Source organism: Winogradskyella sp. HB-48 (genome assembly GCF_049942685.1).
Lineage (GTDB): Bacteria > Bacteroidota > Bacteroidia > Flavobacteriales > Flavobacteriaceae > Winogradskyella.
Window position 1 is genome coordinate 1,371,517 of the sequence record NZ_CP187934.1, and the last position, 22,509, is coordinate 1,394,025.

At 33.1% G+C, this 22,509-nt stretch carries 22 protein-coding genes; 7 read left to right on the plus strand and 15 right to left on the minus strand.

Features of this window, described 5'->3' with window-relative positions:
• Positions 1-58 precede the first annotated feature (58 nt).
• Positions 59-1,003 (plus strand): nicotinic acid mononucleotide adenyltransferase, encoded by a 945-nt coding sequence (locus ACPX19_RS06050; protein WP_426432104.1) that lies wholly within the window; start codon positions 59-61, stop codon positions 1,001-1,003.
• A 70-nt stretch (positions 1,004-1,073) separates the two neighbouring features.
• Here ACPX19_RS06050 and ACPX19_RS06055 read toward each other — a convergent pair whose 3' ends face one another.
• From ACPX19_RS06055 to mfd, 3 genes are read right to left on the minus strand one after another with little or no spacing between them, the layout of a single operon-like run.
• Entirely contained in the window at positions 1,074-1,520 is a 447-nt protein-coding gene (locus ACPX19_RS06055) for an HAD family hydrolase (RefSeq protein ID WP_426432105.1), read from the minus strand.
• Positions 1,521-2,822, minus strand: coding sequence for a TlpA family protein disulfide reductase (locus ACPX19_RS06060; RefSeq protein ID WP_426432106.1), 1,302 nt, complete (start codon positions 2,820-2,822; stop codon positions 1,521-1,523).
• Positions 2,823-2,863: 41 nt separating this feature from the next.
• A complete protein-coding gene (gene mfd, locus ACPX19_RS06065; protein WP_426432107.1) occupies positions 2,864-6,265 on the minus strand; it encodes a transcription-repair coupling factor in 3,402 nt (1,133 codons plus the stop codon).
• 255 nt (positions 6,266-6,520) lie between these two features.
• Here mfd and ACPX19_RS06070 point away from each other — a divergent pair, with 255 nt between their 5' ends.
• Positions 6,521-6,952 carry a TerB family tellurite resistance protein gene (locus ACPX19_RS06070; protein WP_426432108.1) on the plus strand — a complete coding sequence of 144 codons (432 nt, stop codon included), beginning with the start codon at positions 6,521-6,523 and terminating at the stop codon, positions 6,950-6,952.
• A gap of 49 nt (positions 6,953-7,001) precedes the next feature.
• On the opposite strand, the gene fbp is transcribed toward ACPX19_RS06070, so the two are convergent.
• Positions 7,002-8,006, minus strand: coding sequence for a class 1 fructose-bisphosphatase (gene fbp / locus ACPX19_RS06075; protein ID WP_426432109.1), 1,005 nt, complete (start codon positions 8,004-8,006; stop codon positions 7,002-7,004).
• A 166-nt stretch (positions 8,007-8,172) separates the two neighbouring features.
• Between fbp and ACPX19_RS06080 the strand changes: the two genes are divergently transcribed.
• From ACPX19_RS06080 to ACPX19_RS06100, 5 genes are all read left to right on the plus strand, one after another.
• A complete protein-coding gene (locus tag ACPX19_RS06080; RefSeq protein WP_426432111.1) occupies positions 8,173-8,661 on the plus strand; it encodes a GNAT family N-acetyltransferase in 489 nt (162 codons plus the stop codon).
• Positions 8,648-9,898 (plus strand): aspartate kinase, encoded by a 1,251-nt coding sequence (locus ACPX19_RS06085; protein ID WP_426432112.1) that lies wholly within the window; start codon positions 8,648-8,650, stop codon positions 9,896-9,898. The genes ACPX19_RS06080 and ACPX19_RS06085 overlap by 14 nt, the downstream gene beginning before the upstream one ends.
• Before the next feature lie 19 nt (positions 9,899-9,917).
• Complete coding sequence (locus ACPX19_RS06090) at positions 9,918-11,747, plus strand: GNAT family N-acyltransferase (RefSeq protein WP_426432113.1); 1,830 nt, start codon at positions 9,918-9,920, stop codon at positions 11,745-11,747.
• Positions 11,737-12,762 carry a carboxypeptidase-like regulatory domain-containing protein gene (locus ACPX19_RS06095; RefSeq protein ID WP_426432114.1) on the plus strand — a complete coding sequence of 342 codons (1,026 nt, stop codon included), beginning with the start codon at positions 11,737-11,739 and terminating at the stop codon, positions 12,760-12,762. The genes ACPX19_RS06090 and ACPX19_RS06095 overlap by 11 nt, the downstream gene beginning before the upstream one ends.
• A 302-nt stretch (positions 12,763-13,064) precedes the next feature.
• A complete protein-coding gene (locus ACPX19_RS06100) occupies positions 13,065-13,574 on the plus strand; it encodes a hypothetical protein (protein WP_426432116.1) in 510 nt (169 codons plus the stop codon).
• Positions 13,575-13,630: 56 nt separating this feature from the next.
• On the opposite strand, the gene ACPX19_RS06105 is transcribed toward ACPX19_RS06100, so the two are convergent.
• The 11 genes from ACPX19_RS06105 to ACPX19_RS06155 all read right to left on the minus strand — a co-directional run bounded on the left by ACPX19_RS06105 (position 13,631) and on the right by ACPX19_RS06155 (position 22,251).
• On the minus strand, positions 13,631-14,110 hold the full coding sequence (locus ACPX19_RS06105; RefSeq protein WP_426432117.1) for a YtxH domain-containing protein: 480 nt from the start codon (positions 14,108-14,110) through the stop codon (positions 13,631-13,633).
• 145 nt (positions 14,111-14,255) lie between these two features.
• Positions 14,256-14,642, minus strand: a complete 387-nt coding sequence (locus tag ACPX19_RS06110; RefSeq protein WP_426432118.1) for a VOC family protein — start codon at positions 14,640-14,642, stop codon at positions 14,256-14,258.
• Between the two features lie 43 nt (positions 14,643-14,685).
• On the minus strand, positions 14,686-15,144 hold the full coding sequence (locus ACPX19_RS06115; protein WP_426432119.1) for a DUF1801 domain-containing protein: 459 nt from the start codon (positions 15,142-15,144) through the stop codon (positions 14,686-14,688).
• A 20-nt stretch (positions 15,145-15,164) separates the two neighbouring features.
• On the minus strand, positions 15,165-15,671 hold the full coding sequence (locus tag ACPX19_RS06120; RefSeq protein ID WP_426432121.1) for a DUF4199 domain-containing protein: 507 nt from the start codon (positions 15,669-15,671) through the stop codon (positions 15,165-15,167).
• Positions 15,672-15,774: 103 nt separating this feature from the next.
• Positions 15,775-16,185: a response regulator transcription factor gene (locus ACPX19_RS06125; RefSeq protein ID WP_426432122.1), complete on the minus strand. Its 411-nt coding sequence runs from the start codon at positions 16,183-16,185 to the stop codon at positions 15,775-15,777.
• A gap of 9 nt (positions 16,186-16,194) precedes the next feature.
• The gene (locus ACPX19_RS06130) at positions 16,195-17,133 is read right to left on the minus strand and encodes a 2-hydroxyacid dehydrogenase (protein WP_426432123.1); all 939 of its coding nucleotides are present in this window, start codon (positions 17,131-17,133) and stop codon (positions 16,195-16,197) included.
• Positions 17,134-17,228: 95 nt separating this feature from the next.
• Positions 17,229-18,602 carry a magnesium transporter gene (mgtE, locus tag ACPX19_RS06135; RefSeq protein WP_426432125.1) on the minus strand — a complete coding sequence of 458 codons (1,374 nt, stop codon included), beginning with the start codon at positions 18,600-18,602 and terminating at the stop codon, positions 17,229-17,231.
• 70 nt (positions 18,603-18,672) lie between these two features.
• The gene (gene rsmA / locus ACPX19_RS06140) at positions 18,673-19,461 is read right to left on the minus strand and encodes a 16S rRNA (adenine(1518)-N(6)/adenine(1519)-N(6))-dimethyltransferase RsmA (protein WP_426432127.1); all 789 of its coding nucleotides are present in this window, start codon (positions 19,459-19,461) and stop codon (positions 18,673-18,675) included.
• 51 nt (positions 19,462-19,512) lie between these two features.
• Positions 19,513-19,836 (minus strand): DUF4286 family protein, encoded by a 324-nt coding sequence (locus ACPX19_RS06145; RefSeq protein WP_426432128.1) that lies wholly within the window; start codon positions 19,834-19,836, stop codon positions 19,513-19,515.
• Positions 19,837-19,854: 18 nt separating this feature from the next.
• Complete coding sequence (locus ACPX19_RS06150) at positions 19,855-20,457, minus strand: hypothetical protein (RefSeq protein ID WP_426432129.1); 603 nt, start codon at positions 20,455-20,457, stop codon at positions 19,855-19,857.
• Positions 20,458-20,463: 6 nt separating this feature from the next.
• Complete coding sequence (locus tag ACPX19_RS06155) at positions 20,464-22,251, minus strand: tetratricopeptide repeat protein (RefSeq protein WP_426432131.1); 1,788 nt, start codon at positions 22,249-22,251, stop codon at positions 20,464-20,466.
• Positions 22,252-22,509: the final 258 nt, after the last annotated feature.

Here is a 22,509-nt window from a genome sequence, read left to right on the forward strand (position 1 = left end):
TTGAATTTGGCACAGGTTTTGAAATTATAACAATAGTAACCCTAAAAACCGTTGAATTATGAAGACAATGAAATTACTTTTCGGATTTGCACTTAGTGCTATGCTCCTTACATCGTGTTATACGGAAGAGTTACATATTAATGACAATGGACCTGCAATTTCTTTAAATCAATTATTGCAGTCTTACGATTTATGGTATGTAGATATTAATGCAACTCAAGGCTATGGCGAAATACCTTTTATGCAAATTGCATTTACCTTAACTTTTGATAATGGTCGTCTTTTCGCTAATAATAATTTGGTGGGCTTTGGTAGTCAAGGTAACGGTTTTGGCGTACAAATAGGAAATTATGATGCCTATAACATGATATTAGACGTCAACCATGTGATTGATGGTTTTGATAGTTTTGATGTTTACCAAATAGATAATAATACGATAGAATTGTATAATCCTTTCATAGACACCTCTTACTTCTTACATGGCTATCAGAGATCTACATTTGATTATGATTTTGTGTTCTATGATAATATTCACTATTTCTTACAAGAGTATGAAACTTGGGAAAAAGTGTATACGAGTAATTTTGGAGCCATAAATGAGTTTGATAATGAAAACTATTTACAGTTTTTGTCAGGTGGTAATGACTCTACATTTAGAAGTTCTCAAGATGTAAATATTTTTAATCCAGATAACATTTACTGGGATTATACTGGTGTATATGGAGTAGGTGATGTATCTGGCAATATGTACCTCAAAACTTTAACGTTAGATTATGATTTCTTCGACAATGAATTCTTTGAACTGAGCGTTATTAATGATGGAACAATAGAGTTGTATCATCCAAATTCTGGAACGGTATATGAGTTTGAAGGTAGAGGATATATAGCTTACTATAGAAGTTCTGATACGCAAGGTAATATTACAAAAAAAGAAGAAATGCCTAAAAAGCGTAAACAAAAAACAGCTAAGGTTGATAACCCTAGAGAAAATACAAGAAGCTAAATTTTGGTTGGTTATTTAGTTTCAAAACGCTCAGATAAAGCACTTGCTTTACTGAGCGTTTTTTTTTGATTTAAATCTTCTTTAAATTATTCATTATAGTAACTGACCAATCTAAGTCACTTGGGTCAACTATAATTGTTTTGAAATTATGTTTCTCTCCCTCAATTCTAACTCCTGATAAATCGTCAATATGCACATCAAAATTAAATGCAGGTGGGAATTTTGAAGAATAAATTTTTTTTGATTTTAAAACCTTTTGGTTTTCCACTTGATTGACAATCCGATTAACAGAAATGCCATAGTATTTAAGTGTTCTCCTAATCTTAGTTTTTGAACGAAAAGAAGTTGTGTAAATATGAACTTTATAGTTATCCTCTTGAAGTTTTAAGACTAAATCTTTTGTTCCTTTCCTGATTTTTTCAATTCGTAACAGTTTACCTAACCAACCGATTTTTTCAGTGTTAAATTCATCAGCAAATGGAATTAAAGTGCCATCAAGATCAAAGGATATATTCATCTATAAATCTTCTAAAACCACCTCTAGATCTTCAAAAGAATAAGGCTTTGCCATAATAATCTTGTCACTACTCAATAAAAAGTACATTGGTGTAGCAGCAATACCATAGCTTTTTACAATTGGGTTTTCCCATTTTCCTAAACCTATAGTATGAATAAAATCAGGATATTTTTTTATTTCTTGTGTCCATCGAGAAGGTTCTTCTTCTAAACCAAAAGCAACCACTTTTAGATTACCTTTATTAGCTACTAATTCTTTCACTTTTGGAAGTTCATTTAGGCAATGACCACAACCACTACTCCAAAATATAAGAAGGTAGTATTCCGAGCCTTTAAGATTGTGAAGGCTTGTGGTAGTTTCAGAAGAAACGATTTCAAAATTTGGAGCTTTAGTACCAATAGATGTATTCTTATAAGAACTTATAGTTTCAGCTAATGCTTTATTACCAGTTTGGTTTGCTAAATCTAATAGGTGCTTATCGGTAATATAATTAGCAACAGCATGATTTTCTTCCGAAACAAAGCGCTGCCATAATACTTCTAGTAGATAAGTTTTTATAACGGAATCTTTATTATCAATAGCATTAGCTACATCGTCTATTAAGGATTTGTATGTGTCGTTAGTAGGCTTTTCTACCATATTAAACACATAAGACACCACACGATCTGTCAAAAACGTAGAACTTTGTAAGATATAATTATTAAAGTCTATCTGACTAAAATAATGTGTTTTTACATTTTTTGAGTATGTACTTAAATCTTCATATTCCGATGGAATATATGGTCTATTAGCCATTATAAATGCTGAAGCTAATCGACCTACAGCTAACGCTTCGTAAGAGGTTTGAGTATCTTTTAAAACTTTAAAAACAGCCTTGAAACCTTCTTTGTCTTTTCCGTCTTTTTCATAATAGTTGATAATGGTTTGATTAACCATATCCATACTTTTTAGGTAGGATGCCCAAAGTTTATTTTCATCTGATTCGGTAAATTCTACACCTTTATCTTGGCTAAAATTGAAAGCAACAGTTTCTTTTCCATCGTAAATAAAATCAAAGTTATTTTCTTCAGGCGGAATAGCATATACGATTTTATAAATGCCTGGTGCGGCACTAGAATCTATTTTAATTTCAAATTGTCCATTGTTATTTAACTCGCCATGACTAACATAATTAGCTCCCTCTGGAGTCGCCTCATATAAAAATGCATGTGTAAAATCTTCAGCTGGTGAAAAAGTTCCTCTTACGCTTTGACCTATCGCAAAAAACGGAAGTATGAATATGAAAGCTAATAATCTTTTCATTTTTTAATTTGAAATTTATTTACGCATTTAGGCATCAACAATTACGCCATAATAGGTTTTAAAACCTTTAATGCTGTCGAAACGCTTTTTATATTTTCAAAAGTAAGTAATAATCTTAAACCATTTCGGGTTTGCTTTTCTTTCATTTGACATTTTGAGGCATTCAATTGCACAAACTGTAAAACTTTTGAGAAATCGTCACTTTGGTAAAACTTACTTTGCTGATCTTGAACAAAATAGCCTATGAGTTTCCCTTTTTTCATGATGACTTTTTCAAGCCCCATTTTAGTGGCAACCCACTTTAACCTTACACTATCAAACAAATCCACAACCTGTGTTGGCATTTCACCAAAACGATCTATGGTTTCAGATTCAAATTTTTGTAACTCTTCTTCCGATTTAATTTCGTTGAGTTTGGTATAAAGATTTAAGCGTTCGGTTATGTTGTTAACGTAGTCGTCTGGGAAAAGCAATTCAAAATCAGTGTCAATAGTAATATCTTTTACATATTGTTTTGGTTTGCCATCATCTTTATATAAATCGGCAAAGTCAGATTCTTTAAGTTCTTCAATGGCTTCGTTTAATATTTTTTGATAGGTGTCAAAACCGATATCATTGATAAAACCACTCTGCTCACCACCAAGCAAATCACCAGCACCACGAATTTCCAAATCCTTCATGGCAATATTAAAGCCGCTTCCAAGTTCAGTAAATTGCTCCAGGGCCTGAATACGTTTGCGAGCCTCCGTAGTCATCGCAGAATACTCTGGTGTGATAAAATAACAGAATGCCTTTTTGTTACTACGACCCACACGACCTCGCATTTGGTGCAAGTCACTTAAGCCAAAATTATTGGCGTTATTAATAAAGATAGTATTGGCATTTGGCACATCCAAACCACTTTCTACAATGGTTGTACTGACTAAAACATCAAATTCACCATTCATAAAAGCCAACATCAATTGTTCTAGTTTTTTACCATCAAGCTGACCATGACCAATAGCAATCTTAGCATCTGGCACTAAACGCTGAATCATACCAGCCACTTCTTTGATGTTCTCTATACGATTATGAATAAAGAATATTTGTCCACCACGCTGAATCTCATAGCTAATGGCATCCCTTATCGTTTCTTCATTAAAACGAATCACATGACTTTCAATAGGATAACGGTTTGGTGGCGGAGTTGTAATGACTGATAAATCGCGTGCTGCCATTAAACTAAATTGCAGCGTACGTGGTATAGGTGTTGCGGTTAAAGTGAGTACGTCAACATTTTCTTTTATGGTTTTGAGTTTTTCCTTTACAGCAACTCCAAACTTTTGCTCTTCGTCCACGATGAGCAGTCCTAAATCTTTAAACTTCACCGTTTTATTAGCGAGTTGATGTGTGCCAATAATGATGTCTAAACTTCCTTTTTCGAGATTCTCTAAAGTTTCACGTTTTTCCTTGGCCGTTCTAAAACGATTGACATAATCTACTGTAACCGGAAAATCTTTTAAACGCTCTTTAAACGTGCGATAATGCTGATAAGCCAATATTGTTGTAGGTACTAAAACTGCAACTTGCTTCCCGTTATCTACTGCTTTAAAAGCTGCTCTTATGGCAACTTCGGTTTTGCCAAAACCAACATCACCACATACTAATCGATCCATAGGTCGCTCGCTTTCCATGTCAGCTTTTATGTCAGCCGTTGAGGTGGTTTGATCTGGTGTGTCTTCATATATAAAGGATGCCTCTAGCTCTAACTGCATATGACTGTCTGGCGCATACTGAAACCCTTTTTTTAGTTTTCGTTTGGCATAAAGTTTAATAAGATTGAAAGCAATTTCCTTAACACGCGATTTGGTTTTTTGTTTAAGATTTTTCCAAGCACTGCTACCAAGTTTATAAATCTTAGGTGGTTTACCATCCTTACCATTAAATTTGGTAATTTTATGTAAGGAGTGTATGCTTAAGTATAGCACATCACGTTCGCCATAAACCAATTTAATGGCTTCTTGTTTTTTTCCTTCAACATCAATTTTTTGAAGCCCTCCAAATTTACCAATACCATGGTCTATGTGAGTGACATAGTCACCAATTTCTAAATTGGTTAGTTCTTTTAGGGTAATGGCTTGTTTTTTAGCGTAGCCATTTTTAAGATGAAACTTATGATAACGGTCGAAAATCTGATGATCTGTATAAACAGCTATGCCATGTTCTTCATCAATAAAACCTTGATAAAGGGACAGTACAACAGTTTTGTAATGAATTTCATCCTGTTCGGCATCATCAAAAATGTCGTGAAAACGTTTAGCTTGTTGTTCACTTACGCAAGCAATATAATTGGTAATACCGTTAGTGTGATTTTCATTTAAATCTTCTATTAGTAAGTTGAACTGCTTATTAAATGAAGGTTGAGGTTTTGTATTGAATTGAATTACTCTCTCACTTTGACTTCGCTCAGTGACCGTTAAATTGTCTTGGTTCCTGAGCGTAGCCGAAGCACCAAACTCAATCAAATTGTAGTCTAAAAACTGACGCTTTAGTAATTCGGAATTACAAAACAATTCATCAGGAGCGGCATGCTTAATTTCCGTAGATAAATTTTTAAAAGCTTCTTCTGCCTTTTCGAAAAACTCGTCAATCCTTGAGAAAATTAATGCTGGATTCTTTGCAAAAAGAATGGTATTGTTAGAAATGTATTTTAAAAAACTTTCGCGCTGTTCAGCAATCTGTTTATTGGCAACATTTGGGATAATGCTCACTTTTTTGATGCGCTCGGTAGAAAGTTGGGTTTCTACATCAAAGGTTCTAATACTATCAACTTCGTCACCAAAAAACTCAATACGATAAGGTTCGTCATGCGAAAAGGAGAACACATCAATAATACCTCCTCTAACTGAAAATTCACCGGGTTCTGTAACAAAATCGACACGTTTAAATTTGTATTCAAACAGTACTTCGTTAACAAAATCGATACCTAGCTCATTGCCTACTGCGATTTTTAAAGTGTTTTTCTCTAGTTCTTTTTTGGTAACAACTTTTTCAAAAAGCGCATCTGGATAGGTAACAATAATGCACGGCTTTTTGCGAGAGTTGATGCGGTTTAAAACCTCTGCTCTTAAAAGTACATTGGCGTTATTAGTTTCCTCTATTTGATATGGCCTTCTATAACTTCCAGGATAAAAAAGTACATCCTTGTCGTTAATGAGTTGTTCAAGGTCATTTAGGTAATAGGCTGCCTCTTCTTTGTCGTCAAAAATTAGTAAAAATGGTTTTTCAGCCGATTTAAAAACTTCAGAAACAACAATAGAAAAAGAAGATCCTACGAGACCTTTTAGGTGGGTTTTAGTAGCAGTCTTGCCCTGAGCGTAGTCGAAGGGTTGGGCAATAGTATTCTGCAGATTTTGCAGTTGCAAAGCCTGTGAAAATGTCTGCGAGATAAGGGTTTTACTCACTAGATTTTCTCTTTATTTTAGTGATTTGCAAATATAGGTATGTTTTGTTTTAAATTTTAAAATCTAATGTCTTTAATACCTAAATAAGCAACATATAAATTAGGATGATTACCTTTATAAAGAATAAGAGAGTTTAATTTTTATGAAAAAAACGTAATGCTAATTTTCATTCCTTAGCAATTTAAAAATCTTTAGATTTTCATTTCAAAAGCTTAAGGTTTAAACTATATTTGTAGTCTTATAAATACATAGATTATGTCAATTTCAGATTTGTTCGAAAGCGGATTTAAAAGGCGAAACGAAGATCACTTTGCTGCAATAGTTAGGGTAGCAATGAGTGATGGAATTATTAATGAAGCTGAGAAAGCATTTTTAGATCGTTTGGCAACACGATTAGATATCTCAGATAGTGAATACAAAGAGATTTTAAAAGATTACAAGAGTCACCCAATTAATCCTCCAACATCGTATGATATGCGTTTGGAGCGTTTGTATGATTTGGCACGCATGGTGTGGGCTGATCACATCGAAGGGCCAAATCAAACAGGTTTACTTGAGAAACTTTGTATAGGGTTAGGGTTTAATCCAGATAATGTAAAATACATTACCGATAAGGCTTTGACTTTGGTACATTATGAAGTAGATTTAGACGAGTTTATCGAGAGAATGAAAAAAATGAACCAATAACTAGGATTTAAAAAATAAAAAAAGCGAACAAAAATGTTCGCTTTTTTTATTATGCATTACGCATAAATTCTTCAGCCTTTTCCACCATGTTTTTACTGCCACAAATAAAAGGTACACGTTGATGAAGTTCTGTAGGTTGTATCTCTAAAATCCTATTAAAACCATCACTTGCCTTTCCGTTGGCTTGTTCTGCTAAAAACGCCATAGGATTACACTCGTATAGCAATCTTAGTTTACCATTACTAGCTTTAGAACTTTTTGGATACATATATATACCACCTTTTATCATGTTTCTATGAAAGTCAGACACCAAAGAGCCTATATAACGACTTGTATATGGTCTGTCTCCCTCTTCCATCTGGCAGTATTTTATATAATTTTTTATGCCTTGGGGAAAGTGGATATAATTTCCTTCATTAACAGAATAGATATTGCCATCTTCCGGGAATTGCATATTTGGATGCGATAAGTAATAAGAGCCTATAGCTGGGTTTAAGGTAAAACCGTTAACACCATCACCAGTTGTATACACAAGCATGGTTGATGTTCCGTATATAATATAGCCAGCAGCAACTTGGTTTATCCCCTTTTGAAGAAAATCTTTTAATTGAACCGGAGTGCCGACAGGTGTCACACGCCTATAAACTGAAAAAATAGTTCCTACAGATACATTAACGTCAATATTAGATGAGCCATCTAAAGGATCTATTAAAACCACGTATTTGTTTTGATGATTTTCATCTTGACTGTTAATGGTAATAAAGTCATCTTCTTCCTCGCTTGCAATACCACATACAATATTCCTATTGGTCATAGTTTGTATAAACTTCTCATTGGCATAAACATCCAATTTCTGTTGATTTTCACCTTGTATGTTAGTATCTCCAGCAGCACCAATAATATCTACTAAACCAGCTTTATTTACCTCATGATTCACCACTTTAGCAGCCAACCTTATAGAATTGATAAGTCGAGAAAGTTCACCAGATGAGTATTTAAAGGATGTTTGGTTTTCAATTATAAATTCACCAAGGGTTTGATTGCGTTGCGACATGAGGTATAGTATTGATTTAGTTACAACAAATATCGCATTTTTTAACTAACTATAACGTTTTCGTAGATTAAACTCGTTAAGAATTTGATAAAGTGTCTTTTTTAAGAAATTAGCATGAAATTAAACAGCTAATTTTAAACTATATTTGAATCCTCTAAAAAGAAAAATGAACCAACCAAGACTTGCTACAAAAGCCGATATGACAAGAGTACTAGAACTCATTAAGGAATTGGCTGTTTTTGAAAAACAACCAAATGCAGTAGAGGTTACCTTAGACTTATTAGAATCCGATGGTTTTGGTGATAACCCAAAGTTCACTTGTTTTGTTATTGAAGTAGACAATAAGGTTGAAGGTATGGCTTTGGTTTACAAAAGATACTCTACTTGGAAAGGCGAAGTTTTGCATTTAGAAGATCTTATAGTGAGTCAATCCCAAAGAGGGAAAAACCTAGGTACTCAGCTTTTAGATAAAGTTGTTGAATATGGAAAGTCTATTGGAGTCAAACGGATAAGTTGGGAAGTGCTTGACTGGAATGAACCAGCGATAGCATTCTACGAAAAGAAAGGTGCGAATGTAATGCGAGATTGGGATGTGGTTCAGTTAGATGAAGAAGGAATTGAAAACTATTTAAAAAATTGTGATGCGCGTTTATAAATTTGGTGGTGCTTCGGTAAAAGATGCTAAAGGTGTAAAAAACTTAGCTTTGGTTTTAAAGGAAACAGGTTATGAAAACACGTTGATTGTTGTCTCTGCAATGGGAAAAACGACCAATGCTATGGAAGTAGTTATTAAAAACTATTTTGAAAACAAAGGAGAGTTACAAAGTTCTATCCATGATGTTATTAAATATCATAATGAGATTCTGTTAGATTTATTCGATAACGAAAGACACGAGGTCTTCTCTGCTGTAAAATCACTTTTTGATGAATTGAATCTGTTTTTTAAAAGCAATAAATCACCAGATTACAATTATGTCTATGACCAAACCATTGGCTTTGGTGAATTAGTATCTACAAGAATTATAAGCCATTATCTTAATGAAATTGGATTAAAAAATAATTGGTTAGATGTTAGGGAATACATAAAAACTGACAACTACTACAGAAGAGCTAATGTGAATTGGGACCAAACCCAAGAAAATATTTCTTCTAACTTTAATAAATCGGTTCTTAATATCACGCAAGGTTTTCTAGGGAGTGATCCTAATAATTTTACTACAACCCTAGGAAGAGAAGGAAGTGACTATACTGCAGCTATTTTTGCCTATTGTCTCAATGCTAAAAGTGTTACGATTTGGAAAGATGTTCCTGGTGTTTTAAACGCAGACCCACGTTATTTTGAAAATGCCAAATTACTCAACCAAATTTCTTATCGAGAGGCTATAGAATTGGCATTTTATGGAGCATCTGTTATTCATCCAAAGACATTGCAACCATTACAACAAAAGGAAATTCCGCTGTATGTAAAATCGTTTTTAAATCCAAAAGCAGAAGGTACTTGTGTAAGTAAAGGAAAAGCTATTGAACCAGAAGTACCTTGTTTCATAGTTAAGAAAAATCAGATTTTAATTTCATTATCATCATTGGATTTTTCTTATATCGTTGAAGAAAACATCAGTGAAATTTTCAGTTTACTCCACCTTTACAAGATGAAGGTAGATGTTATTCAGAATTCAGCCATAAGTTTTTCGGTATGTATAGACAATATTTATAATAATCGTGATAAATTGTTACAGCATTTAAAGGCAAAGTTTAATGTAATATGCCATGATGATGTAAGTCTTTACACTATAAGGCACTATAATGAAGAAGCCATAACAGAGCTTGAAAAAGATAAAATAGTGTTATTGAAACAGTTAACACAAGAAACCGTTCAAATCGTAACTAAATAACATTTACTACATTTGCTTTATGGGGAAATCATCTGATATGGGATTAGTAACAGCTAAAGAGGTAGCAAAAGCCATTAATGCAGATAAGTATGGTTTCTTAGGTACTTTTTTTGGATGGATTTTAATGAAAGTACTGAAAATTTCTACTATTAATAAAATATATAAGCGTAACAAACACTTATCGGAACTTGATTTTCTGAATGCATTGTTAGATGACTTTCAGATAAAGTTTGAAATTCCAGAAGAAGACTTGAAACGTTTGCCAAAAGATGGAGCTTACATTACGATTTCTAATCACCCACTTGGAGGAATAGATGGTATCTTACTTTTAAAATTAATGCTTGAGCAACGCGATGATTTTAAAATTATAGCCAACTTTCTTTTGCACCGAATAGAACCTTTAAAACCTTACGTAATGCCTGTAAACCCTTTTGAAGACCGAAAGGACGCCAAAAGCAGCATTACAGGTTTTAAAAATGCTATTTTACATTTAAAAGAAGGGCATCCTCTTGGTGTGTTCCCAGCTGGTGAAGTATCAACTTATAGAGATGGAAAATTAGTGGTAGATAGGCCATGGGAAGAAGCTGCCATGAAGCTCATAAAAAAAGCTGAAGTGCCAGTCGTTCCTATTTATTTTCATGCTAAAAACAGTAGACTGTTTTATAGGCTTTCAAAGATTAGCGATACGTTAAGAACAGCCAAATTACCTTCAGAATTACTAACGCAAAAGCGTAGAACTATTAACGTAAGAATTGGTAAGCCAATCTTGGTGAGTGACCAAAAAGAACATGAAACGCTTAATGATTTTACAGACTTCTTAAGACGAAAAACCTACATGCTTTCTAAAACTTTTGAAGATAAACCTAAGATTTTAGACAATATAAAGTCTACTGTAAAAGTCCCTAAGCCACCTAAGCGTATCGTAACACCAATAGATACTGAACTTATGGTTGCTGAGGTAGAAGGCCTAAGGGAAAGAGATTGCAGATTATTAGTTAGTAAAAACTACGAAGTGTTTTTGGCTTCTGCCAATTATATGCCGAATATCTTAAGTGAGCTGGGCAGATTAAGGGAGATTACGTTTAGAGAAGTAGGTGAAGGCACAAATGAAGCTACAGATTTAGATAAGTTTGACACTTATTACCACCATATGTTTTTGTGGGATAGCGATAAAAATATTGTTGCAGGTGCCTACAGAATGGGACTTGGTTCACAGATTTTTGAACGTTACGGAATAGATGGGTTTTACCTTCAGGATTTGTTCCGTTTTGAACCAGAATTGTATAAAATGATGAGCCAATCCATAGAAATGGGTCGAGCATTTATAATTAAAGAATACCAGCAAAAGCCAATGCCTCTCTTTTTACTTTGGAAAGGGATTGTACACACTACATTACGCTACCCAGAGCATAAATATTTAATAGGAGGTGTAAGTATTAGTAACCAATTTTCGAATTTTTCAAAAAGTTTGATGATTGAGTTCATGAAATCGCACTACTATGATCCTTACGTAGCGCAATATGTTCATCCTAAAAAAGAATTTAAGGTAAAGTTAAAGGATGCTGATAAAGAATTTGTTTTTGACGAAGCTGAAGCCGATTTAAATAAACTCGATAAATTAATTGATGAGGTAGAACCAGGAGCTTTACGCTTACCGGTTTTATTAAAAAAGTACATTAAACAAAATGCCAAAATTGTGGCGTTTAATGTAGATCCACTATTCAATAATGCTGTTGATGGATTAATGTATATAAAAATTGCCGATTTACCAGAAAGTACAGTAAGACCTGTTATGGAAGAATTCCAAGCTGAACTAGAACGTAAATTCATGGATAACCATGATGATTAGGCTTTTATTCTTTTTTCTATTTCCAACGATTTGTTTCTCCCAAACTCTTAAAGGAACTATTGTAGATGCTTCCACCAATAAGCCTTTAGAAACAGTTGCTGTTTATTTTGATAATACTACTATTGGTACTACCACAGATGCTGACGGTAATTTTTCTATCGATTATTCTAATGCCATTCAATCACCTTTAGTGATTTCTTATTTAGGTTATGAAAAAGTGATTATCAAAGATTACAGAACCAAAAGAGATATCACTATAAAACTAAATCCTACGGATGTTAGCCTAGATGAAGTATTTATAGATTTTGATGATGGTTTAACTAGGGAACAAAAACTCAAATTTTTTAGAAAAGAGTTTTTAGGAACTTCAAAATATGGTAGATCCTGCAAAATTTTAAATGAGAATGATATTGTATTGAGATACGATAAAAAGAGAAAAACATTGTATGCCAATGCAGAAGTGCCCATCATTATAAAAAACAAAGCACTTCAATACCAGATATCTTTTGACATGATAGATTTTGAAGCCAATTACCGTTATGCAAACCTAGAAACACAAGATTTTGCTTTAGATAGATTATCTTATGCTGGCACATCATTTTATAAAGACCTAGAATATGCTGAGAAAAAGAGTGTCAAAAAAACACGTAAAAAGGTTTACAAAGGGTCTGTACAGCATTTTATGCAAGCATTATATCATAAAAAGCTGAGAGAAGAAGGCTATGAGATTTACTATAATAAGTTCAAGGTAGATGAGTATAAGTATTTCAGAATAAGAACAAAAAAAGATACTGATATTAAAGAAGTGTCTCTAAAACAAAAAATAACAATTTTATATAATAGGAAAGAACAAAGCGATATGGTTGTATATGTAGATAGTTTTTTAGTTGACAAGTATGGAAATCACTCAGCTATAAAAGGTCTCTATTTTAATGGTGCTATGGGAAGCCAACGTATGGGAGATACCTTACCTTTAGACTATGGCTTAGATACCAAAAAACAAACCCAGAACTAAATTCCGGGTTTAATTTTTTGATGCAAAAAACTGAAAATCAAAAAAATAAACCAAAAGATAGAATATTTTCATTTTTTTTTTTTTTACATTTGAATGAGAAAGTAAGGCATAATTTTTTGGTCTGTAGATTTTATCGATTACTATATCTAAAAGAAAATCAGTACTGTTTTATCCCTCTTAACCCTTTTTTGATGGCTGAGTTTCATTTATAAATAATACATGTATTAATAATGAATACTCTTTACAGACAAAGTTTATTGTTCAATCGTTACACATTATTTGTGTTAAAAAACTTAAAAGACATGAAAAAATTTTTATCGTCATTAATTTTATTGTTAGTTATTACTGTTTTAGCTTGTTCTGATGACAACACCAATGAAGTAGTAGATGATAAAGCACTATCCAAAAAGAGCTACGTTATGGATGAAGCTTTTAAAAACAATGTTGGTTATATTGACTCAAAAACAAAAGAGTTTATAAAAATCACGGAAAAAAAATTAAAAGATGATTGGATTAAAATCCATGAACTTGACCCAAAGACCCAATTTGGTACCATAAAACTAATTGAAGCACAAACCGAAGAAGGTGAAAAGCCTTATTACATGTTAAATGCAACTACAACTGACGGTAGGATTAATATTAGTTCAAAAGCATATGGAACGGATATGGGTATTCAAGTAGAGGGGGAAACATGTAAATGCGAATCTTCTGGGTGTGAATTTTCTGGTTGTGAAGTGGTGAGGATGTGTGGTTGCTCCTCATGTTACTCTGGTACTTGCAAGAAAACACATACTTTAACAAGCAGTGATTGATATTATAAACAGAAGTTAAAATAAAAACCCAGAACTGAATTCTGGGTTTTTGTTTTTTAAAGGCTTTTGAACCAATCTTGAAATTGTTCACCTAGTAGCCATGTAGGTTTCATTTCTCCACCCAATGCACTGATTAAACTCATTATCCAAGCAACCAATAATGGTATCCAAGCAACCAAGTTTATTATTGGAATAAATGATGTCACTACACTTATTAGGATAAGGCCTAGCATTTGTCTTATGTAAAAAGATCCAAATTCAGTTTTGTTACTACCGTTCATTACAATAGCAATAATCCACCCAATAAGTGTAATATGTGCTATAATCGCTACATTTTTACCATCGCTTAACATCTGTTTGGCATCATTAGCAAACTCAGATGCCTTTTCTTTTGCTTCATTTGCAAATTCCTTGGCATCTTCTTTAAATTCGTTGGTTTTTTGGCTAATTTTTTCGCCAGCTTTTTTTGCACTTTCTTTAGCGTCGCCTATCATATCGTTAAGCTCATCGCCTAAATCTTTATTGTCGTCTGACATAGTTTCTTGTGTTTTGGTTAGAGTATAAAGTTAATAAAAATGCACTTACGTTTTTCTAATTAGTGTTTTAAAAAATAGTTACTTCATTGATTTTCATATCAAGTACTATTGTATATGTCAGAGAATTGTCAAAATTGTTACAGAATCATTTAAACGCTTGGTCTATGGGTTCCCAAAGTTCTATCTTGTTGCCATCATTATCTAGGATCCAGCCAAACTTTCCGTAGTCGTATTCTTCCATTTCTCCTACTATTGTGACACCTTCTTCTTTTAAAGTCACTAATAAATCCTTTAAATTTTCAACTCTGTAGTTAAACATAAAGTCTTTTTTAGAAGGCTCATAATATTTAGTGTCCTCAGAAAAAGGACTCCATTGTGTAGAACAATCGTTACCGTGTTGGTCTTTCCACCAAAATGTACAACCATAGGCATCTGTATCAAAGCCTAAGTGTTTTTTATACCAATCTCTTGAAGCCTGTGGGTCTTTGGTTTTAAAAAATAATCCACCAATTCCTGTTACTCGTTTTTTCATATTCATTTCCTGCGCAGGCAGGAATCTTTTTTAAGTTATACTATTATTTTTTCTTAAAAGCGGATTCGTAAATATCTATCCACTCTTCGCTACTTATTTTCTTAGTGAGCTCGCCAATGAGTTCAAATGGTATTTCATCCATATTCTTGAATCGAATACAACTTTTGCCCATATCCAATTTGCGTTTACAATGCTTGGGATACTCACTTACAAACCAATCGAGTAATTCTTTCTTTGCATAAATGCCCATGTGATATAAGTTGACTGAGTTTTTTTGAGAAGCAAAACTCATAAAAGGTAAAGGTGTTTTAGGGTCACAGTGGTATCCATTTGGGTAAATAGAATGAGGTACATAGTATCCAATCATTTTGTATTGTATCCCTTCCTCAAAACCTTTTGGTAAATTATCTTTTATAACCTTACGAAGTTTTTTGAGGGTTTCTTGACGTTCTATTGGTACTCTATTAATATAGTCTTCTGGTGATGTTGTGTCGTATTGCATTTTTTAGATTGATTTAGCCGTTATTTTCTTTGAAGGATTAACCCTGAAATTAAAGATATAATAAAACCTATGACTAGCACTGTAAAAAACATTAGTGCGGCCATAAAGCCAGAACCTCCGTAATTTTCCATTTGTGTAGTTAGTTCGGCTTTTTTGATTTCAAGTTCCTTACCAGAATAGAGCGTTTCGTAGCTTTCTAAGGTCTTTGCCAAATACTCTTCTGCAAAATCAGGATTGATAACAGTTGTATATAAATAGTCTACAAGGCCAACACCAAGACCAACCAAAGCAGAAATTAAAACTCCTATTAAAAGAGCTTTCCCAAAAGTTATTTTACCGTCATTAACTTGGTCTCTATAATGTTTAATGCCAAAATAAACAAAGGATAGTGAGGCAACCATTGAACCATAACCAATGATTTCTTGTGTAGTGTAACTTAGACCACCACCAAAGGTTAGTGCAAATCCAAAAATAACGGCTCCGAGTATTAAGCCATAGCCACCAAATTTAAGTACTGTGTTTTTCATGTTTTCTATTTTTTAGTTCACAGCAAAAGTAGCTTGGGTAGATAATTTTGGGTTCATACTAAAGTACCAAAACAGTAGTACTAAAGTCTAAAAGTATGTAATTTTAAATGATTTTAAGCGATTTTGCAATTTGAATGGCTTGTGTTCTACGTTTAGCATTAAGTTTAATTAACAAATTTGAAACATGCGTTTTAATAGTACTTTCAGAGAGAAATAGTTTTTCGCCAATTTCCTTATTAGATAGACCTTTGGAAATATATTGAAGCACTTCATATTCTCTAGCGGTAATCTCCAGCTCTTTTATTCTGCTTTCATCTACCTCATTTAAATCTGATCCTTTTTTATGAAGTGATTTTTTATTGATAAAAATGCCTATAAAGAAGAAGGTTAACGCAATAACTGAAACCACAATTTCTGTACTGACGTCTCCTGTAGTTATAGTATACTTGCTAAATTGAAATAGCAATAGAATAGCTAGAATTAATAATCCAAAAACAAGAATGGTCTTCTTCATGTTTTAAAATTAGCAAAATTTAGCTTTAATTTTATCTACAATGGTTTGTGCAAGTTTAATGTTACTCTCAACCGTCCAGCCGGCAACGTGAGGAGTTAAAAGCACATTTTCAGCATCAATGAGATACTCAAAAGCTTCGGGCATCTTATCTGAACTGAAAAGATTTTCAAAAGATGATTTTTCGTATTCCAGAACGTCAAGCCCTGCACCCAAAATTTTCCCAGACTTTAGTGCGTTGACTAAATCTTTGGTCACTACACTTTTACCACGAGCTGTATTGATAAGCCAAAACGACTTTTTAAACTTATTGATGAATTCTGAATTTACCATGTTTAGTGTCAACTCGGTTTGGGGTGTATGCAGGCTTAAAACCTCTACTTTTTCCTGAAGTTCTTCTAAGGATACTTGTTCACAATTCTCATCTCCAACATTATCTTTTATGTCATAACAAAGCACTTCCACATCAAAACCCTTAAGCTTTTTGGCAAAGGCTTTGCCCATATTGCCATAACCGATCAAACCAATGGTTTTACCATCGAGTTCTAAGCCTCTATTGGCTTCTCTTAGCCACTTTCCTTGTCGTACCTCTCGATCAGCTTTGTTCAATTTATTAAAAAGTGACAATAACATACCTAAAGCGTGCTCACCAACTGCATTTCTGTTACCTTCTGGTGCTGAAATTAAATACACACCTTTTTTTTTGGCATAGTCGCAATCAATATTTTCTAAACCAGCACCAACTCGACCAATGAATTTAAGATTTGTTGCAGCGTCTAAAAATTGTTGGTCAATCGTAAATCGGCTTCTAATAATGATGCCATCGTAAGTATCAATTTTTGCTTCAATTTCAGATTTTGATGACGTATAATCTTCGTGATTGGTAAACCCTAAATCGTTAAGTTGATTAAGAAGTAGAGGATGGTTTTTATCTAAATGGAGAATCTTCATAGGTGTCATTCTGAACTTGTTTCAGAAACTTTTTGTTTTAAATTTTAAAGTTCTGAAAAATAGAGTTTTGGAGTGTATTTATTTATAAGAAAATATTAGATACCAAGGATTAATTTTGAAATCATTAAATAAATTATTATTCCAAAAATATCATTGCTTGTGGTAATGAAAGGTCCTGTAGCAATAGCAGGATCAATACCTCTCTTATCTAAAAATAAAGGAATAAATGTACCAACAAGACCAGCAACAATAATAACAGCAATTAATGATACTGAAATTGCTAAAGCAAATAAAGTATCTCCCTGGAAAATAGCAACAAAACCAAAAAGAAAAATAGATAAAATTATACCGTTAAGTGCTGCTAAAAGCATTTCTTTAATTAGTCTTTTGTTGATACTTCCTTTAACATCGTCATTGGCCAAACCTTGTACAATGATAGCACTAGATTGTACACCTACGTTACCAGCCATTGCCGCTATAAGTGGTGCGAATAGAAATAATATCTTAAATTCTTCGGGTAATCCACTTTCAAAAAAATGCATTATCACGTAAGCACCGACACCGCCAACCAAACCTAAAAACAGCCAAGGTAGTCTAGCACGTGTTAGATCTAATATGCTATCATCGGAGTCAACATCTTGTGTAATACCTGCAGCTAATTGGTAGTCCTTATCTGCTTCTTCTTTAAGGACATCGACTATATCGTCTATGGTAATACGTCCAAGAAGGATTTGGTTATCATCAACAACAGGAATAGCTTCCAAATCGTATTTAGCCATAACTTTTGCCACATCCTCAACATCGTCTTTAACATTTGCCCAATCGACATTGCTATTAGCTATTTCTGCAATTTTTTGGTCGCTTTTTGCAGTGATTAAATCTTTAAGCGAGAGGCGACCAATAAGTTTTTCATCTCTATTAACTACATATATAGAATGCACACGAGTAACGTCTTTAGCTTGTCCTCTAATGCGACGTATACAACCGGCAACTGTCCAAGTGCTATATACTTTTACAAGCTCTTTGGCCATTAAACCACCAGCAGTATCCTCGTCATAAGCCAAGAGTTCCTTAATTTCCGCTTTATGGTCTTCATCTTCAATCTGAGAAATTACAGCTAGTTGTCGTTCTTCAGGAAGTTCTGCAATGATATCTGCTGCATCATCGGTATCTAACTCTTCAATCTCTTCTGCGATTTCTTTAGCTGAGAGATTTCTTAAAACTTTCTCACGATTGTCCTCATCAAGCTCCATTAAAATATCGGAGGTGGTTTCGGAGTCTAGAAGTTTTATAACATATATGGCATCATCAATGTCAAGTTCATCAAGAATTTCAGCAATATCAGCGTAGTGAAACTCACTTAAAAGTGATTTGAGTTCTTTGTCGTTTTGGTCCTCGACAAGAATCTCAACCTTTTCAATAAGCTCATCTGTGAGTTGAAATTGTATGTTGTCTTGAGTTTCTTCCACGTGATGGTTTTATGTTTCTCGATACAATTTCAAAATTTATATTTTGAAATCACTCGAAATGACAGCAAATTTAATCTTGGTCGTTTTCTATCAGCAACGTCAGTTCAATAAATTGTGAAACGCTTAATTGCTCTGGTCGCTGCCCAAAGATAGTATTTGCTTTTAAATTATCGGAAAGATTGAAGTTTTTTAAACTATTGCGTAAAGTTTTTCTGCGTTGTTGAAAGCCGGTTTTCACCACTTTAAAGAACAAAGCTTCATCACAGGGCAACGTAAAATTTTCTTTTCGCTTTAATAATAGCACACCAGAATCCACTTTTGGTGGTGGATTAAATACTGAAGGTGGTACTGTAAACAAATACTCAGCATCATAAAACGCTTGGGTTAAAACGGATAGAATCCCATAAATTTTTGAACCTTCTTTAGAACAAATGCGTTGTGCTACTTCTTTTTGAAACATCCCTGAAAATTCAGGAATTTGATGACGCATATCCAAGGCTTTAAAAACAATTTGGGAGGAAATGTTATATGGAAAATTACCTATGATGGCAAAAGGTTGGTCTTTAAAAACTTCTGTTAAATCGTACTTTAAAAAATCCTTCTCGTATATTCTGTCTGATAGGTTGAGGTAATTGTTTTTAAGGTACTCAACAGATTCTGTGTCAATCTCAATAACGTGAGTTGTAATCTCTTTTTTGAGTAGATATTTTGTCAGCACACCCATTCCTGGACCTATTTCCAAAACATCTTTATAGCAGTTAAAGGTTAAGGTGTCCGCAATTTTTCTGGCTATATTTTCATCTTTCAGAAAATGTTGACCTAAATGTTTTTTTGCTCTGACTTGATCTTGGTTTGACACTGATTCGGAACTATTAATTTATAGATTCCTGCTTGCGCAGGTATGACAAACTTAATTGAAATTTACAGAGTATTCATCTATGACTTCCAATTCTGTTCTAAAAGCTAACATCTTGTCTGCAAAACGTTTTAGTCCATCGCCTCTTAAGCGCTCGGCATCTTCTGCATAATAGGCATCTAATGCTTCTCTGGAGTACGCCTTATATTGCACAGAATAGGTTGTGCCACCCATGTCTTCTTCTACAAGTACTTTGGTGAGTTTGGCATCCACAAATTTACCTGTAGCTAAAACTTGAGGAATGTGTTCTTTTATCCAAGCTAACCATTCATCGTGAACGGAATCGTCTATGTTTATGGTGACGTTGTATATGATCATAGATTTCAATATTCAATTTTAGGGATCTAAACTTATACGTTTATATTCTCTTTTATATTGCCATTCTTTGTAAGTTAGAAATACAATTAATAAACCTGCGCCAGATCTAGTATTTGATACATCAAAAATCAGGTTATTGTTTTTTGATAGAGTTAATCGAGTTTTCTTAATATCAAAAGCACCAAATATATAAGGAACTCCTAAGAATTGAAGATTTTTATTTGATAAATAAAGAAATCCATCTTTTTTGAGTTTAGTTTTGATATCCCTTTCCCTTATTATTTCTCCGTTTTTTAAATAACTTATTTTTATTTTTTTTTGGCTGAGTATTTTCAATTCAAATTTATAATCGTTTGCATTATTTAGGCCTAATGTATCTTTTATAAGTTTACGATCAATTTCTTTGAAAAAATTCGTGTGAGTATTGAAATACGGTATTTTTTTATTCTTAATACTATCGAAAACTATATTAGCTATATCATATGTTCCTTCTATTTTATGTAGATTTTGAGTTTTTAAAGGATTTGGATTAACAAATTCTTTATCAAATGATGCGCAATTTTGAAACAAAATTGCGAATAAGAGGGGCAATATTAAAGTAAAAGTTTTGACCCTTTTCATGCACTTTTAATTAATACTATCACCTCTCAGCATCCTAAACTTTTTTCGAGATTCGATAAAATAGATACTGTCTTCAAAATCGAAAATGATTTTTTCGTAAAGCTGTTTGGCTTCTTCGGGTTTGGCTAAATGCGTGTTGTATAGCTCTGCCAAATAATAGTGTGCATCGTCAGCTAAGATATCTTCGCTGTAATCTTTAATGATTTGAAGATAATTGGCTTCAGCCTTATTGTATTGCTTTTTCTTTTCAAAAAGTTTGGCTTGCTGAAACAAAGTTTGGTCTATGATACTTTCCCCTTTGTGTTCCTCTAAAATTTTATCTAACAATGAAATAGCTTCATCCGTTTTGTTTTGAAATGCAAATAAATCTGCTTTTGCATAATATTTTAAAGCGGTTTGTGTACTGTCTTCCCATTTATTGTCTGAGATTAACAGTTTTAAATCCAAAGCATCGTTTGCAATAAGTTGTGAGGTTGAAGATTTTAAAATTTTTAATTGTGATTCTGCCCAATCAAAATCTCCTTTGTAGTAACTGGTTTTAGCTACTTTAAAGCGAGCTTCTTGTGAAATGGTACTGTTTTTAAGACTTAATTGAATTTGAGAATAAAAAATTAAGGCTTCATTAAAACGTTCTTGCAATACTAAAATATCAGCCAAAAGTAATTTTACTTCAGCTTCCTGAAACTCAGAAATATTTAGTTTAAGACTTTTTCTTAAAAAGGCAGTTGCACTTTCAGTATCTTTTTGATGAAAGGCTAGAAATTCACCATAAGCCAGTTGTAATGGCAAGGTTAGTTCAGACTTCCCAAATTGATCAAACAGTTTATTATAGGCTTCATTGATAACATCTAGTTCTTTTTTGGACTTTGCGTTTTGGGTATCAATTTCAAGAATATACTGATGTGCGGTTAATGCTGTGGAGGCATCTTGGGTGGTTTCTAAAACATAATTGAAAATATCCTTAGATGTTTCGCTATCATTATCACCTAATGCAGTCACAGCTAATTCAATAATACGGTCTAGGCTTTCAGGATTACGTTTATACAATGCCTTTTCCTGAATGAAAGATTTATTATATGCTTTTTCCTGTACATAAAGCCAACTCAAAAACTCATACCAAAAAGGATTTGGTTCTTGTTGAATTTTTTTCAGTAGTAAACGTCTGAGATAAACATTGTTTTCATTATCCTTATTTTCTGAAATGAAATCGCTAACAGCACGTTTAATGTTATTAAGATAGTTAGGTCTGTAAGCTATATAATCTATATAGTTCTCAAACATTTTTTCAATGTTGCCTTGGTCACCGTATATCCTCGCTAATTGAATGCTGTAATCTTTGTCTGGCGTTAAAACTTTACCCTTATCATAAACTTGAATGGCTTCATCTAAAAGTGAATGGTCTTCAAATTTTCTAGCAACACTGAAGATATAGTTTGGATTTTCGTCTATATAGTCAATTGCTTCTTTGTATAATACTTTTGCTTTATTTAGACTATCCTGAAGTTGATAATTATAGCCTAACTCTACTATTAAAGTTGGATTTCTGTATTTTGCTAGACGCTGAACTAGAATATCCTGTGCGGCGTCAAATTGTTCTAACTGTTGATGTGTATCAATGAGTTTATAAAGATATGTGTAGCTATAGGGCTTTTCTTTGTTGAGGTTTTCGTAAATGACTAACGCTTTTTTAAATTCCCCTTTTTTATAATAACTATCGCCAAGCACTTCGCTATTTTGTGCATTGACAAAAGCAAATCCTACGACAAATAATATTAAAAGCAAATAGTTCCTCACAAAAAGCATTTTTGTAAATATAACAAATGCAATTTCTAGTTATTGTAAATGTTATTATAAAAAAATGCCTAAACGTAGGGTTTAGGCATTTTGACCAGCAAAATAAATGTGCTATTAACCATTATTTGTATAAATATGATTCAATTACTTTGTCGTGGTGTTTTCAATACTTTTATAATAGTTAGAAAAAAACCTTGCTTACCATAACAACTAGTGCAATGAGTAGTACAATGCGTTTTACATTCTTCATAATTAGGC